Origin of the sequence: Enterobacter sp. 18A13, from assembly GCF_007035975.1 — a bacterium.
GTDB classification, from domain to species: domain Bacteria; phylum Pseudomonadota; class Gammaproteobacteria; order Enterobacterales; family Enterobacteriaceae; genus Enterobacter; species Enterobacter vonholyi.
The window spans coordinates 137,196-151,383 of the sequence record NZ_AP019634.1; the positions used below are offsets into that span (position 1 = coordinate 137,196).

The 14,188-nt window shown below is 55.2% G+C and carries 15 protein-coding genes; 8 read left to right on the top strand and 7 right to left on the bottom strand.

The window, feature by feature from the left end; all coding sequences use genetic code 11:
- Window positions 1–933, bottom strand: a complete 933-nt coding sequence (gene rfaD / locus FOY93_RS00650; protein WP_008502707.1) for an ADP-glyceromanno-heptose 6-epimerase — start codon at window positions 931–933, stop codon at window positions 1–3.
- Between the two features lie 215 nt (window positions 934–1,148).
- Here rfaD and kbl point away from each other — a divergent pair, with 215 nt between their 5' ends.
- Together kbl and tdh are read left to right on the top strand one after the other, a co-directional pair.
- The gene (gene kbl, locus FOY93_RS00655) at window positions 1,149–2,345 is read left to right on the top strand and encodes a glycine C-acetyltransferase (protein ID WP_133293518.1); all 1,197 of its coding nucleotides are present in this window, start codon (window positions 1,149–1,151) and stop codon (window positions 2,343–2,345) included.
- Window positions 2,346–2,354: 9 nt separating this feature from the next.
- A complete protein-coding gene (gene tdh / locus FOY93_RS00660; protein ID WP_111964308.1) occupies window positions 2,355–3,383 on the top strand; it encodes an L-threonine 3-dehydrogenase in 1,029 nt (342 codons plus the stop codon).
- Window positions 3,384–3,410: 27 nt separating this feature from the next.
- Here the strand turns inward: tdh and FOY93_RS00665 are convergent, their stop codons facing one another.
- Together FOY93_RS00665 and FOY93_RS00670 are read right to left on the bottom strand one after the other, a co-directional pair.
- Window positions 3,411–4,325 carry a hypothetical protein gene (locus FOY93_RS00665; RefSeq protein WP_115876699.1) on the bottom strand — a complete coding sequence of 305 codons (915 nt, stop codon included), beginning with the start codon at window positions 4,323–4,325 and terminating at the stop codon, window positions 3,411–3,413.
- 15 nt (window positions 4,326–4,340) lie between these two features.
- Window positions 4,341–5,546: a glycosyltransferase gene (locus FOY93_RS00670; protein ID WP_143344492.1), complete on the bottom strand. Its 1,206-nt coding sequence runs from the start codon at window positions 5,544–5,546 to the stop codon at window positions 4,341–4,343.
- A gap of 205 nt (window positions 5,547–5,751) precedes the next feature.
- Here FOY93_RS00670 and FOY93_RS00675 point away from each other — a divergent pair, with 205 nt between their 5' ends.
- Window positions 5,752–6,552, top strand: coding sequence for a glycosyltransferase family 2 protein (locus FOY93_RS00675; protein WP_133293520.1), 801 nt, complete (start codon window positions 5,752–5,754; stop codon window positions 6,550–6,552).
- Between the two features lie 3 nt (window positions 6,553–6,555).
- Here the strand turns inward: FOY93_RS00675 and FOY93_RS00680 are convergent, their stop codons facing one another.
- The 3 genes from FOY93_RS00680 to gpmM are packed head-to-tail and all read right to left on the bottom strand — an operon-like array spanning window position 6,556 to window position 10,329.
- Complete coding sequence (locus FOY93_RS00680) at window positions 6,556–7,488, bottom strand: divergent polysaccharide deacetylase family protein (RefSeq protein ID WP_115876696.1); 933 nt, start codon at window positions 7,486–7,488, stop codon at window positions 6,556–6,558.
- 3 nt (window positions 7,489–7,491) lie between these two features.
- The gene (gene envC, locus FOY93_RS00685; RefSeq protein WP_232057401.1) at window positions 7,492–8,751 is read right to left on the bottom strand and encodes a murein hydrolase activator EnvC; all 1,260 of its coding nucleotides are present in this window, start codon (window positions 8,749–8,751) and stop codon (window positions 7,492–7,494) included.
- A 33-nt stretch (window positions 8,752–8,784) separates the two neighbouring features.
- Window positions 8,785–10,329: a 2,3-bisphosphoglycerate-independent phosphoglycerate mutase gene (gpmM, locus tag FOY93_RS00690; protein ID WP_133293523.1), complete on the bottom strand. Its 1,545-nt coding sequence runs from the start codon at window positions 10,327–10,329 to the stop codon at window positions 8,785–8,787.
- A gap of 246 nt (window positions 10,330–10,575) precedes the next feature.
- Here gpmM and FOY93_RS00695 point away from each other — a divergent pair, with 246 nt between their 5' ends.
- The 5 genes from FOY93_RS00695 (at window position 10,576) to cysE (ending at window position 13,685) form a co-directional block, all read left to right on the top strand.
- Window positions 10,576–11,007, top strand: coding sequence for a rhodanese-like domain-containing protein (locus tag FOY93_RS00695; protein WP_023309913.1), 432 nt, complete (start codon window positions 10,576–10,578; stop codon window positions 11,005–11,007).
- Between the two features lie 11 nt (window positions 11,008–11,018).
- The gene (gene grxC / locus FOY93_RS00700; RefSeq protein ID WP_023309914.1) at window positions 11,019–11,270 is read left to right on the top strand and encodes a glutaredoxin 3; all 252 of its coding nucleotides are present in this window, start codon (window positions 11,019–11,021) and stop codon (window positions 11,268–11,270) included.
- Window positions 11,271–11,302: 32 nt separating this feature from the next.
- On the top strand, window positions 11,303–11,770 hold the full coding sequence (gene secB, locus FOY93_RS00705; RefSeq protein WP_003860835.1) for a protein-export chaperone SecB: 468 nt from the start codon (window positions 11,303–11,305) through the stop codon (window positions 11,768–11,770).
- Window positions 11,770–12,789, top strand: coding sequence for an NAD(P)H-dependent glycerol-3-phosphate dehydrogenase (gene gpsA, locus FOY93_RS00710; protein WP_136195898.1), 1,020 nt, complete (start codon window positions 11,770–11,772; stop codon window positions 12,787–12,789). The genes secB and gpsA overlap by 1 nt, the downstream gene beginning before the upstream one ends.
- Window positions 12,790–12,863: 74 nt before the next feature.
- Window positions 12,864–13,685, top strand: a complete 822-nt coding sequence (gene cysE, locus FOY93_RS00715) for a serine O-acetyltransferase (RefSeq protein WP_008502718.1) — start codon at window positions 12,864–12,866, stop codon at window positions 13,683–13,685.
- On the opposite strand, the gene trmL is transcribed toward cysE, so the two are convergent.
- A complete protein-coding gene (gene trmL / locus FOY93_RS00720) occupies window positions 13,682–14,155 on the bottom strand; it encodes a tRNA (uridine(34)/cytosine(34)/5-carboxymethylaminomethyluridine(34)-2'-O)-methyltransferase TrmL (RefSeq protein WP_143344493.1) in 474 nt (157 codons plus the stop codon). The genes cysE and trmL overlap by 4 nt on opposite strands.
- Window positions 14,156–14,188: the final 33 nt, after the last annotated feature.

Here is a 14,188-nt window from a genome sequence, read left to right on the forward strand (position 1 = left end):
TTACGCGTCGCGGTTCAGCCAGGCCATATATTCCGTTACGCCTTCGGCAACGGTCTTGAACGGCTTGTCATAACCCGCTGCGCGCAGGTTAGTCAGATCGGCCTGCGTGAATGCCTGATAACGGCCTTTCAGCTTGTCAGGGAACGGAATGTACTCAATGCTGCCTTTTTTGTGATACGCCAGCGTGGCGTCAGCCACTGCCTGGAAGGACTCCGCGCGGCCGGTCCCCAGGTTGAAGATGCCGGATACGCCGTTTTCCCAGAACCACAGGTTCACTGCGGCAACGTCGCCTACGTAGACGAAATCACGCTTAAAGCCGTCACTGCCTTCGAACAGTTTCGGACTTTCGCCGTTATTCAGCTGGGTGTTCAGGTGGAACGCTACGCTTGCCATACTGCCTTTGTGGCCTTCGCGCGGTCCGTAGACGTTGAAGTAACGGAAGCCGACGATCTGCGAGTTCGCTTCTGGCAGAACCTGACGCACGTACTCGTCGAACAGAAACTTAGAATAACCGTAGACGTTCAGCGGCTGTTCATACTCGCGGGACTCGATGAAGTCCGAGGTGCGGCCGCCGTAGGTTGCAGCAGAGGAGGCGTACAGGAACGGAATTTCACGCTCCAGGCAGTAGTGCAGGATCTCTTTGGAGTACTGATAGTTGTTGTCCATCATGTACTTACCGTCCCACTCGGTGGTGGAAGAACATGCACCTTCGTGGAAGATGGCTTCGATCTCGCCGAACTCTTCGCCTGCCATAATCTGGATAAGGAAGTCTTCTTTATCCATGTAGTCAGCGATGTTCAGATCCACCAGGTTGACGAACTTGGTGCCGTCTTTCAGGTTGTCAACCACCAGGATGTCGGTGATGCCTTTGTCATTGAGGGCCTTAACAATATTGCTGCCGATAAAGCCCGCGCCGCCGGTAACGATGATCATAACTGTAACCTTTGAAGTGTGGAGCCCGGGGACAATCCCGGACGCTAATGTCTCTATCATATCATTAGTATGGCTGCCCTTCAGCCATTCACCTTCACAGCGCAGGGGTACGCGTGATTTATGCTGCAAAAACGACAAGAGATGACGTGTCATCTCGTCATGAACTATAGGTTTGGGTAATATGTCCCGAAATTTGCCGAGTCTGGAGAATTGCAATGCGTGGTGATTTTTACAAACAGTTAAACAGCGACCTCGACACCGCACGTGCGGAAGGGTTGTTCAAGGAAGAGCGTATTATCACGTCTGCCCAGCAGGCGGACATCACCGTTGCCGGCGGCAGCCATGTGATCAACTTTTGTGCGAACAACTATTTAGGTCTCGCAAATCACCCTGAGCTGATTGCCGCTGCAAAAAACGGCATGGACACCCACGGTTTCGGCATGGCCTCCGTACGCTTTATCTGCGGTACGCAGGACAGCCACAAACAGCTTGAGCAAAAGCTGGCGAGCTTCCTCGGAATGGAAGACGCGATCCTGTACTCCTCCTGCTTTGACGCTAACGGCGGTCTGTTTGAGACCCTGCTCGGTGCAGAAGATGCGATTATCTCCGACGCCCTGAACCACGCTTCCATCATCGACGGCGTACGCCTGTGTAAAGCGAAGCGTTTCCGCTACGCCAACAACGATATGGTTGAGCTGGAAGCGCGCCTGAAAGAGGCTCGTGAAGCGGGTGCTCGCCACGTGCTGATCGCCACCGACGGCGTATTCTCCATGGACGGCGTGATCGCCAACCTGAAGGGCGTGTGCGACCTGGCGGATAAATACGACGCGCTGGTGATGGTCGATGACTCTCACGCGGTCGGTTTTGTCGGCGAAAACGGCCGCGGCTCCCACGAATACTGTGACGTGATGGGCCGCGTGGACATCATCACCGGCACGCTGGGCAAAGCGCTCGGCGGCGCGTCCGGCGGCTATACCGCCGCGCGTAAAGAGGTGGTTGAGTGGCTGCGTCAGCGCTCCCGTCCGTATCTGTTCTCCAACTCCCTGGCGCCGGCGATTGTTGCCGCCTCCATTAAAGTGCTGGAGATGGTGGAGTCCGGCGCTGAGCTGCGCGACCGCCTGTGGTCCAACGCCCGTCTGTTCCGTGAAAAAATGAGCGCCGCAGGGTTTACCCTGGCCGGTGCCGACCATGCGATCATTCCGGTGATGCTCGGCGATGCGGTCGTCGCGCAGCAATTTGCCCGCGAACTGCAGAAAGAAGGGATTTACGTCACCGGGTTCTTCTTCCCGGTGGTGCCAAAAGGTCAGGCGCGTATCCGCACCCAGATGTCTGCGGCGCATACGCCTGAACAAATTGAACGTGCGGTAGAAGCCTTTACCCGCATTGGTAAACAGCTGGGCGTAATTGCCTGAGGACGTGTGATGAAAGCGTTATCCAAACTGAAAGCGGAAGAAGGGATTTGGATGACCGACGTGCCGGAGCCGGAAGTCGGTCATAACGATCTGCTGATCAAAATTCGTAAAACGGCCATCTGTGGTACTGACGTTCACATCTATAACTGGGACCAGTGGTCGCAGAAAACCATCCCGGTACCGATGGTTGTCGGTCACGAATATGTCGGCGAAGTGGTGGGTATCGGCCAGGAAGTAAAAGGCTTCAAAATTGGCGACCGCGTCTCCGGTGAAGGCCATATTACCTGCGGCCACTGCCGTAACTGCCGCGGCGGGCGTACTCACCTGTGCCGTAATACCATCGGCGTGGGCGTGAACCGTCCGGGCTGCTTCGCGGAATATCTGGTGATCCCGGCCTTTAACGCGTTCAAAATCCCGGACAATATTTCTGACGATCTGGCCTCTATATTCGACCCGTTCGGCAATGCGGTGCACACGGCGCTCTCTTTCGACCTGGTTGGTGAAGACGTGCTGGTCTCCGGCGCGGGCCCAATTGGCATTATGGCGGCAGCCGTGGCGAAGCACGTGGGTGCGCGCAACGTTGTGATCACCGACGTGAACGAATACCGTCTGTCGCTGGCGCGCAAAATGGGCGTCACCCGTGCGGTGGATGTCTCGAAAGAGAGCCTGAGCGACGTGATGGAAGAGCTGGGCATGACCGAAGGCTTTGACGTGGGTCTGGAGATGTCCGGCGCGCCACCGGCGTTTCGCACCATGCTCGACACCATGAACCACGGCGGTCGTATTGCGATGCTGGGTATTCCGCCGTCGGATATGTCTATCGACTGGAACAAGGTCATCTTCAAGGGGCTGTTCATTAAGGGCATCTATGGCCGCGAAATGTTCGAGACCTGGTACAAGATGGCGGCGCTGATCCAGTCCGGTCTGGATCTGTCCCCGATTATCACTCACCGTTTCTCCATCGATGAGTTCCAGCAGGGCTTTGACGCGATGCGTTCCGGCCAGTCAGGGAAAGTGATTCTGAGCTGGGATAAGTAATCAAAAAGGGGCCTGAGGCCCCTTTTTTTATTGATTCTTTTTCTCTTCGTCCGTCAGGTAGCGCACCTTGCGGGTGTAGTCCTGACCTTTGAACAGCAGTTTGTTATCCGGTGACTCAAGATATTTTTGCCATTCTGAGAGAGGGAAACCGCCGTGCGCGCCAATCACCTCTTTCGGAACTACGGCTTCCTGCCCGCCGATCTTCTTGGAGACCGGCCAGTTCATCCAGTCACCCAGGTTAACCGTTTTTAAATCCAGCATGTCCAGCAGCGCGGCGAGCGGCAGCTGATCGGTCGGCGGCTGCGTGTCGTCCATCAGTTCCCAGGTATCCTGGAACAGCGTCAGCCACAGCGGGCAGATACGGCGCCAGGTTTTTTTAGTTGCCGCAAGAAACGCGCCGTTAACGTGATCGACCAGATAAGGGCGCACCGTCTCCTTGTAATACGCCGGCACTTTCTCCGCAGGCGCACCGTCCAGCTTGGCAATCATTTTACCCTGACGGAAGCTGGAGTAGATGTGCATATCGGCCATGTTGATCTCTGGCATCTTCAGCAAATTGAGATCGGAATCGATCATCAATATCCCTTCACCGCGAGCCTGTAGCGGGGCGTTAAGCTTCACCAGACGGCTGAGGTAGATCTGCTTATAGCGGTAACTTTCCTCACGAACGGGAAGGTTAAGCGTCACTACGCGGGTTTTAGGCGGCAGTATCCCAAAGGCAGATTCGGGTTGATCGCTGACGATGACGATTTCGCTCACCCCGGTGGCATAACGTTCCGCGAAGGTGGCAGAGAGTAATGCTTCTTCGACGAAATCTGCGCCGGTACACGGAATCACAATAGAGTCCACCGCAGCAAGCGCGCCCGTCATGGGAAGAGAGCTGTAAGGAATGTTGTGTCGCCCGGTGATATGACGATAGCGAGCATTAAGAAATTTAAACATAGTTATCTCGTTTGGTCAGCGCGCGCCAAGCACGGCTTCGACACCGCTGACGTAGTTTTCAATGGCGTAGTTATGACAGACTTTCTGGTAAGCAGCTGCCGCCAGTCGAGCCCGCAGTTCCGCGTCTGCCCAGATATTGTCCAGATGCTGTGCAAGTTGTGGAACATCGCTCCAGGGGAAGAGCAGACCTGTCGAATCATGGTCAATCAATTCTGCCGTGCCGGTCACCTGAGAGCCAATCACGGGGATATTGAGAAGCATCGCTTCCAGCACCACGCGCGGTAGCCCTTCGCTTTTTGAGGCGAGGATAAAGGCGTCAAACGTAGCGAGGTAATCAAACGGGGTGTTCTGAAAACCGGTGAAGATGACGTGATGTTCAATGCCCAGCGCTCGGGCCTGTTCCGCTAAAGCGCGGCGTTCGGCACCTTCGCCGACCAGCACCATTTTCCATTTCGCCTGCGGATGCTTCTCGCTGAACTGTGCCAGCGCCTCCAGCGTGTGGTGGTTGGCTTTGCGAGGGATTAACGACCCGATACTGCCGAACACAAACGTGTCGTCATCAATATTCAGGCGCTGGCGCATCGCACGCCGGTCAGGTAAAGGCTGGTGGATGTCGATGGCATTATTGACCGTCGTACACAGTTCGGGCCGGACGCCATGCTGAAGTAACACGCGTTCAACGCCGTGCGAGACGGCGATGATTTTTGTGGCATGGGCATTAACCAGCTTTACCAGAGGTGGGGTCAAAACAGGTTCAATGCGGCAGTGTTGGATCACCCGCACCTGCAGGTTCGCCGCCGCCAGATAGCCTTCTTCATTTGAGCCAGGCTGGTTATTCATATAGAGCGTATCGAAACCGCCCTGCGAGAAAAGAGTTTCGATCTTGCTGACGTTAGGCCTGATGCGCCACATAATATCCACGTGACGCGTTAATGCCTTGCGGGCGCTGCGCGAGAAAAACAGCAGGCTACGTCCAGCTTCCTTCAACAATTTGGCCCAGACTGGCTGCGGACGTTGAGGAATCACGATGAGCGGGATCCCGATGCCGTTGAGCACCTGGCCAATCTTCTCACCTTCGGCACGACTATAATCACTGTAAAAACAACAGGTAATATCGAATTTATCGCGATTGATTCGCTTCAGGAGCTCAAGCATACTGTTGGTGCCTCCCCCCCATTCTTTACCCGTATCCAGGAGGAGAATTTTACTTTTGTGCGGCATGTCTGAATCCGTGTGCTACCCTTCATCTGACAGCATTATAAAGAATCTGTTGAAATAAAATAGAGTTTTCTATTTTATTGCGCTTCAGGATTAGAGAAAATTTCAAGCGCGTTTATTTTAAAAGTGTGATTCAGGACTTTAACCATCTCTACTCATTTATATAGTATTAATAATATTAATTTAGGCTGCTATTGAGAGTGGGAAAATGTTTAAAATAACGGTCTGCTTATTAACGTTTAATTCTGAGAGATTGTTGCATGATGTTATTCCGCCTCTTTTAAAAATAGCGGATGAAGTCGTCGTGGTTGATTCAGGGAGTACGGACAAAACACGATATATTTGTGAAAGCTTTGGACTGCTCCCGGTCTATAAAAAATTTGGCTGGCATGGCGAGCAGATGAACCATGCCATATCCTTAGCCAGCAATGACTGGGTCCTGTGCATCGATAGCGACGAAATTCTTGACCAGGAAACGGTTAATGCCATTTTAAGGTTAAAGGCAGGTGATGAGCCTGACCCCGGAACGGCATGGCGAATATGCCGCCACTGGTTTGTTCTGGGTGAAGAAGTCCGGACGATTTATCCCGTTTCATCCCCTGATTATCCTGTGCGTCTTTTTAATCGTAAACAGTCCCGGTTTAATAACCGACCGGTAGACGATCAGGTCGAAGGTTTTCTCCGTTGTGAACGTATTCAGGGCTATGTAAAACATGATACGTTTCCCACGCTGCACGAGCTTTTTAATAAATTAAATTGTTATACAACCCGCCTGGTTCAACATCAAAAAATACGGCCCTCTGTTGGGCGCGGCGTAATCAGCGCCATCGGTGCTTTTTTCAAATGGTATCTTTTTAGCGGCGCCTGGCGTAAGGGCAAAGTGGGGGTGGCAACGGGACTGTATGCCACAGCCTATAGTTTTTTGAAGTATTTCAAATCCTGGTATCAGCATCAGGAAAAAAAAGAGTCCGTTGCTAACGAGCAGACGGACTCACAGATTGCGAAATAGGCGTCAGGCTTTCTTACCCCATCCCTGCCACTGCTGCTGGACGTATTTCACCAGCGTACTGTTACTGATGCTGTCTCCGATGACGGAGAAGAAGCGGGTCGCATAGACCGGTTCAAGCGGCTGCTTCGGTACACAGCGCTTCACGCCGCGGAACGGATTACGCGGCGCTGTCGGGACGGGCTGCGCAGAATTCGGTGTAGAGGTATCCACCTGCGGCTCGTTCAGTAGATCGCTCGGCCGTACCAGCGTGATATCGGAAGGCAAGGTCGGCAGCATCTGCTGCAGGACGCGAACGGTAGACGGGTGCGGGTGACCGATGGCGATGGCTGAGCCATTGCGGCGGGCCAGCTGTACCGCGCGATTAAACTGCATGCGGATATCGGCTTCGTTCTGGGTATCATCCAGGAACACCTTGCGCTTAATTACCTTTACGCCCGTTCCCTGAGCGGCACGCATCGCCTGGCTGTTGCCGATGGTCATGCTGTCGAGGAAGTAGAGGTTGTAACGCTCCAGCGCCTGCATCACTTTGAGCATCCCGTACAGGCTTGACGTCATCGCGCTGCCCATATGGTTGTTCAGCCCTACGGCATACGGCACTTTGTTGTAGGCGTCACGGATGATGCGCTCGATTTCCTCGCTGCTCATGTCCGGGCGCAGGGTATCTTTTTCCAGCGGCTGCTTGCTGAGCGGGGCCATTGGCAGGTGGATCAGCACCTGATGGCCGCTGCTGTGTGCTTTGGTCGCCATCTCACGCGCGTGGGGAGCATTCGGAAGGACGGCGACAGAGATGGCCGACGGCATCGCCAGCACCTGATTTTCATAGTGCGGACGATAACCGAAGTCATCAATCACGATAGCGAGTTTACCTGCGTATACCGGTGCAGCCAGCGCCAGCGCGCTGACGACGGAGAAAACCATTCGACGAAATTGAAGCAAAACTTATCTTCCCAACCACGGCTGTGGATTGACCGCCTGACCCTGGCGACGAATTTCGAAATAAAGTGACGGGCGGCCCTGACCGCCACTGCTGCCCACAAGGGCGATGGGTTGGCCGGCGCGCACCTGCGTGCCGACGCTGACCAGCGCGCTCTGGTTGTAGCCGTAAAGGCTCATATCACCTTTACCGTGTTCGACCACCACGACCAGTCCGTAACCCTGCAGCCAGTCGGCCAGAATCACGCGGCCATCGGCGATGGCTTTCACTTCGCTACCTTCAGATGCACCGATAACGATCCCTTTCCAACGTAGCTCACCCTGCAGCTGTTCGCCATAGCGATGCAGAATTGAACCGCGAACGGGCCAGAAAGCCTGGCCGCGAGGAGAACCCAAACCGCCGGTACGCGACATCAGGGAACGTTCGCTCTCGCTTGGCTTGTAGGTGGTGCCTTTGCGGGACGCTTCCTGCTGCTTGTCGCGAACGGCCTGCGCCTCGCGCGCTTCTTTTTCGGCACGCGCTTTCGCCGCGGCTTCCGCACGGGCGATGCTGTTACGCAGTTTTGATTCGTTGGCGCGCATTTCGCTGAGCTGGCTCTGTCCTTCCTGAATAGAGGATTCAAGGCCGGAAAGGGTTTTCTTACGCTCGTTGCGCGCCTGCTCGAGCTTCGCCTGCTGGGCCTGCTGATCGTAGAGCAGCGTCTGCTGCTGGGTCTGCTTCTCTTCCAGCTCGGCTTTTTGCGTGGTGACCTCTTCGCGCGTCTGCTTCAGTTGCGCGATAGTCTCCTGACGCGCCTGGTTGAGATAGCCAAAGTAGGCCTGCAGGCGCTGGCCGCGCTGGCTCTCTTCGCCGCTGAGGATCAGCTGGAGTCCGGTATGTTCACCCTGGCGGAATGCGGCATCAAGCTGTGCGGCAAGGTTGCGCTCCTGCGCATCGCGCTGGCGTTCCAGTTTGGCAATCGACGCGTTCATCTCGTCGATCTGCTTGTTCAACTGGGCAAGGGTGTTTTGCGTTTCACGGAGTTTACGCGCGGCGGCGGAAATCGCCTCTTCCTGTTGCTTTAGCTGGGCAAGAAGTGCGGATCGCTGCTGTTGCTGCTGGCGTACCGCACGCTCTTTGGCGGCGATATCGGCCTGAATGGATTTCAGCTGGTCGCGGTCATCCGCGTGGGCGGATGCGGCGCACAGCAATACGCCAGCGCTGAGTGCGCTGGCGTAAAACAGAGGTCTGACTGATAACCTAAGCGGCTTCACGACCCATGTGATTGAAAAAATCGCCTTTCCCCTCATGGGGAGCGATTATTCCACGATGAACAGCGGCTTACCAGTCATCTCTTCAGGGATCGGCATCCCCATCAGCGACAGCATGGTTGGCGCGATGTCAGAAAGCTTGCCACCCTCCACTGCTTTCAGTGATTTATCACCCACATAAATCAGCGGAACGGGCAGGTTGGTGTGGGCGGTATGCGCCTGGCCAGTCGCCGGGTCGCGCATCTGTTCAGCGTTACCGTGATCTGCGGTGATCAGCAGCTGGCCGCCAACGGATTCAACAGCTTTCGCAACCTGATCAACGCAGTGATCCAGTGCTTCAACCGCTTTCACTGCCGCTTCCATCACCCCGGTATGACCCACCATGTCGCCGTTCGGGTAGTTACAAATGATGGTGTCGTATTTACCGCTCTCGATGGCCGCAACCAGTTTTTCCGTCAATTCTGCAGAGCTCATTTCTGGCTGCAGATCGTAGGTCGCGACTTTCGGTGAGTTGATCAGAATGCGGTCTTCGCCTTTGAACGGCTCTTCAACGCCGCCGTTAAAGAAGAAGGTCACGTGCGCGTATTTTTCCGTTTCGGAAATACGCAACTGCGTTTTGTCGTTCTTCGCCATCCACTCACCGAAGGTGTTTGCCAGCGAGGCCGGTGGGTACGCGCACGGCGCTTTGATGTCTGCCGCGTATTCGGTCAGCTGGATGAAGTCGATGTTTACCACTTTCTTGCGGGCAAAACCGTCGAAGTCGCTGTTGACGAAAGCACGGGTGATTTCGCGCGCGCGGTCAGCGCGGAAGTTCATGAAGATCAGCGCGTCGCCATCTTCCATGGCGGCGTCGGCCTGACCTTCAGCGCGAATGACGGACGCTTTGACGAATTCGTCGTTTTCATCACGAGCATAAGCTGCTTCCAGCGCTTCAACGGCGGTCGCGAACTGGAACTCACCTTTTGCCAGGGTCAAAAGGTCATAGGCCTGTTCAACGCGATCCCAGCGGTTGTCGCGGTCCATGGCGTAGTAACGGCCAATAATGGATGCTACGCGGCCTTTACCCAGCGCGGCGAATTTGTCTTCGAAGGCTTGCAGAGAGCCTTTTGCGCTGCGTGGTGGCGTATCGCGACCGTCCAGGAAGGCGTGCAGATAGATTTTTTCTGCACCGCGTTCAGCGGCCAGTTCAACCATCGCCATGATGTGATCTTCGTGGCTGTGAACGCCGCCAGCAGAGAGCAGGCCCATAATGTGTACAGCCTTGCCAGCGGCAACGGCTTTATCGACCGCGCCAGACAGCGTTGGGTTGGAGAAGAAGGTGCGTTCTTTGATTTCAACGTCCAGACGCGTCAGGTCCTGATACACAATACGCCCGGCGCCCAGGTTTACGTGACCGACTTCGGAGTTGCCCATCTGTCGGTCCGGCAGGCCCACTTCCAGGCCAGACGCGTCAATCAGCGTATGTGGACGTTTTGCCCACAGGGCATCCATGACCGGGGTTTTGGCGTTGAAAATAGCGTTATCCTGGCTATCTTCACGGTAGCCATAACCATCCAGAATCACCAGTACCATAGGTTTTTTAGAAACCGACATTGCGACAACCTCATGCTCAAGAGTCAAAATTTGCGTAATTTTACTACAGCTGAATCGATCAAATAGCCGCAGAAGATCAAAGAAAGCGCAGTGGCAAGGTGCCCTCCAGACCATTTTGAGGCATTTTTTTAGGTGGCATGCCGCAGAAAATGGATTAGGTTATGGTCGCTGGCTGTATTTGCCAGAACGCACAGGTATACTCCTGTCCTGGTTTTTTTATCAATTAGTCGGGAGTAGTTACCCTCCATGCAAGAAATTATGCAATTCGTTAGCCGCCATCCGGTTCTGAGCATCGCGTGGATTGGCCTGCTGGCTGCTGTGCTGTTCACCACATTTAAGAGCCTGACGTCTAAGATTAAGGTTATCACCCGTGGTGAAGCGACGCGTCTGATTAACAAAGAAGATGCCGTCGTTGTCGATCTGCGTCAGCGTGACGATTTCCGTAAAGGTCACATTGCGGGCGCAATCAACCTGTTGCCAGCTGAAATCAAAGCGAACAACGTCGGTGAGCTTGAAAAACACAAAGCCCAGCCGATTATCGTTGTCGATGCGACCGGCATGCAGGCACAAGAATCTGCCAGCGCGCTTCATAAAGCAGGCTTCGAAAACGTAACTGTGCTGAAAGAAGGCATTTCCGGCTGGAGCGGGGAAAATCTTCCTTTGGTGCGCGGTAAATAAGGAGTTCAGTCATGGCCAATATTGAGATCTATACCAAAGCGACGTGTCCGTTCTGCCATCGTGCGAAAGCGCTGCTGAACAGCAAGGGCGTCACGTTCCAGGAACTGCCGATCGACGGTGACGCGATTAAACGCGAAGAGATGATCAAACGTAGTGGTCGCACGACGGTTCCGCAGATTTTTATTGATGCGCAGCACATTGGCGGCTGTGATGACTTGTATGCGCTCGACGCCCGTGGTGGACTCGATCCGCTGCTGAGCTAAGAGACTTTAGGACAATTAAAAAGGGTATTTCCATGTCAGAACAAAACAACACCGAAATGACTTTCCAGATCCAGCGTATCTACACCAAGGACGTCTCTTTCGAAGCGCCAAATGCGCCACACGTTTTCCAGAAAGATTGGCAGCCAGAGGTTAAACTTGATCTGGATACCGCATCTACCCAACTGGCAGATGACGTGTATGAAGTCGTGCTGCGTGTGACCGTTACCGCATCCCTGGGTGAAGAAACTGCATTCCTGTGTGAAGTACAGCAGGGCGGCATCTTCTCTATCGGCGGTATCGAAGGCAACCAGATGGCACATTGCCTGGGTGCGTACTGCCCGAACATTCTGTTCCCGTATGCGCGTGAATGCATCACCAGCCTGGTTTCTCGCGGTACATTCCCGCAACTGAACCTTGCGCCAGTTAACTTTGATGCGCTGTTCATGAACTATCTGCAGCAGCAGGCTGGCGAAGGTGCTGAACAACATCAGGATGCCTGATGAGCACTGTTAATGCGTCAATGACTGTGATCGGTGCCGGCTCATACGGCACCGCTCTTGCCATCACGCTGGCAAGAAATGGTCACGATGTGGTCCTCTGGGGCCACGACCCAAAACATATCGCAACGCTGCAGCGCGATCGTTGTAACGTCGCGTTTCTCCCGGACGTTCCGTTCCCTGACTCCCTGCACCTTGAAAGCGACCTTGCGACCGCGCTGGCGGCCAGCCGCAACATTCTGATTGTGGTTCCGAGCCATGTCTTTGGCGACGTGCTGCGTCAGATTAAGCCGCTGATGCGCCCGGATGCGCGCATTGTCTGGGCGACTAAAGGACTGGAAGCCGAAACCGGACGCCTGCTGCAGGACGTTGCCCGTGAAGCGCTGGGTGATGAGATCCCGCTGGCGGTCATCTCCGGCCCGACCTTTGCCAAAGAGCTGGCCGCTGGCCTGCCGACGGCGATTTCGCTGGCCTCCACCGATCGGGCCTTCTCCGACGATCTTCAACAGCTGCTGCACTGCGGTAAGAGCTTCCGCGTCTACAGCAACCCCGATTTTATCGGCGTGCAGTTGGGCGGTGCGGTGAAGAACGTGATTGCGATTGGTGCCGGGATGTCCGACGGCATTGGTTTTGGTGCGAATGCGCGTACGGCGCTGATCACCCGAGGGCTGACCGAGATGTCCCGCCTGGGCGAAGCGCTGGGTGCCGATCCGGCCACCTTTATGGGGATGGCTGGCCTGGGCGATCTGGTGCTGACCTGTACCGACAACCAGTCTCGTAACCGCCGCTTTGGCATGATGCTCGGACAGGGCAGCGATGTGAAAGGCGCGCAGGAGAAGATTGGTCAGGTGGTTGAAGGCTACCGCAATACCAAGGAAGTCCGCGAGTTGGCGCACCGTTTCGGTGTCGAAATGCCAATAACCGAGGAAATTTATCAGGTATTGTATTGCGGAAAAAATGCGCGCGAGGCAGCATTGACCTTATTAGGTCGTGCGCGCAAGGACGAGCGCAGCAGTAACTAGTCGGAAACGTTGTCACCTGAATGACCCAGCCAGCGCAGAACTGGCTGGTCATTAACTATCGTCTGGAGTAAGCAATGCCGTGTGAAGAACTGGATATCGTCTGGAACAATATTAAAGCCGAAGCCCGGGCGCTGGCCGACTGTGAGCCTATGCTGGCCAGTTTCTACCACGCAACGCTACTTAAGCACGAAAATCTCGGCAGCGCGCTGAGCTATATGCTCGCCAACAAGCTGGCTTCCTCGATCATGCCCGCTATCGCTATTCGTGAAGTGGTGGAAGAGGCTTACGCTGCAGACCCGGAAATGATCGCCTCTGCCGCCTGCGATATTCAGGCCGTGCGCACGCGTGACCCGGCGGTCGATAAATATTCTACGCCGCTGCTGTACCTGAAAGGCTTCCACGCCCTGCAGGCTTACCGCATCGGCCACTGGCTGTGGAATGAAGGCCGCCGCGCGCTGGCGATCTTCCTGCAAAACCAGGTTTCCGTGACGTTCCAGGTTGATATTCACCCGGCGGCTAAGATTGGCCGTGGGATCATGCTCGACCACGCCACCGGGATCGTTGTCGGGGAAACGGCAGTGATTGAAGACGACGTCTCGATCCTGCAGTCGGTTACCCTGGGCGGTACCGGTAAAACCAGCGGCGATCGCCATCCGAAAATTCGTGAAGGGGTGATGATAGGCGCGGGTGCCAAAATTCTTGGCAATATCGAAGTCGGACGCGGCGCGAAGATCGGCGCAGGTTCCGTGGTGCTCCAGCCTGTGCCGCCGCATACTACCGCCGCTGGCGTACCGGCGCGCATCGTCGGTAAACCAGACAGCGACAAGCCGTCCATGGACATGGATCAGCACTTCAACGGCATTCACCATACCTTCGAGTATGGCGACGGCATTTAACTTTTGAGAATGGCGCCCGGATATCCCAGCTGGCGCCATGCTTCATACACCACCACCGACACCGCGTTCGACAGGTTCATGCTGCGGCTGTCCGGCATCATCGGAATACGGATTTTCTGCTCGGCGGGCAGGGCATCCAGAATCGTGGCCGGCAGGCCGCGGGTTTCCGGGCCAAACATCAGATAGTCACCTGCCTGATAGCTCACGGCGCTGTGCGCCGGCGTGCCTTTGGTGGTCAGGGCGAACATGCGCTGCGGCTTCTCTGCTTCCAGAAACGCGGCGTAATCGTGATGGCGAACGACGGCGGTAAATTCATGATAATCCAGCCCTGCGCGACGCAGGCGTTTGTCGTCCCACGTAAAGCCCATCGGCTCAATGATATGCAGACGAAAACCGGTGTTGGCGCACAGGCGGATAATATTGCCGGTATTCGGCGGAATTTCTGGTTCGAATAAAACGATGTTAAGCATGCTGCCCCCTTAATTGCGGGGGCAGGATAGCAG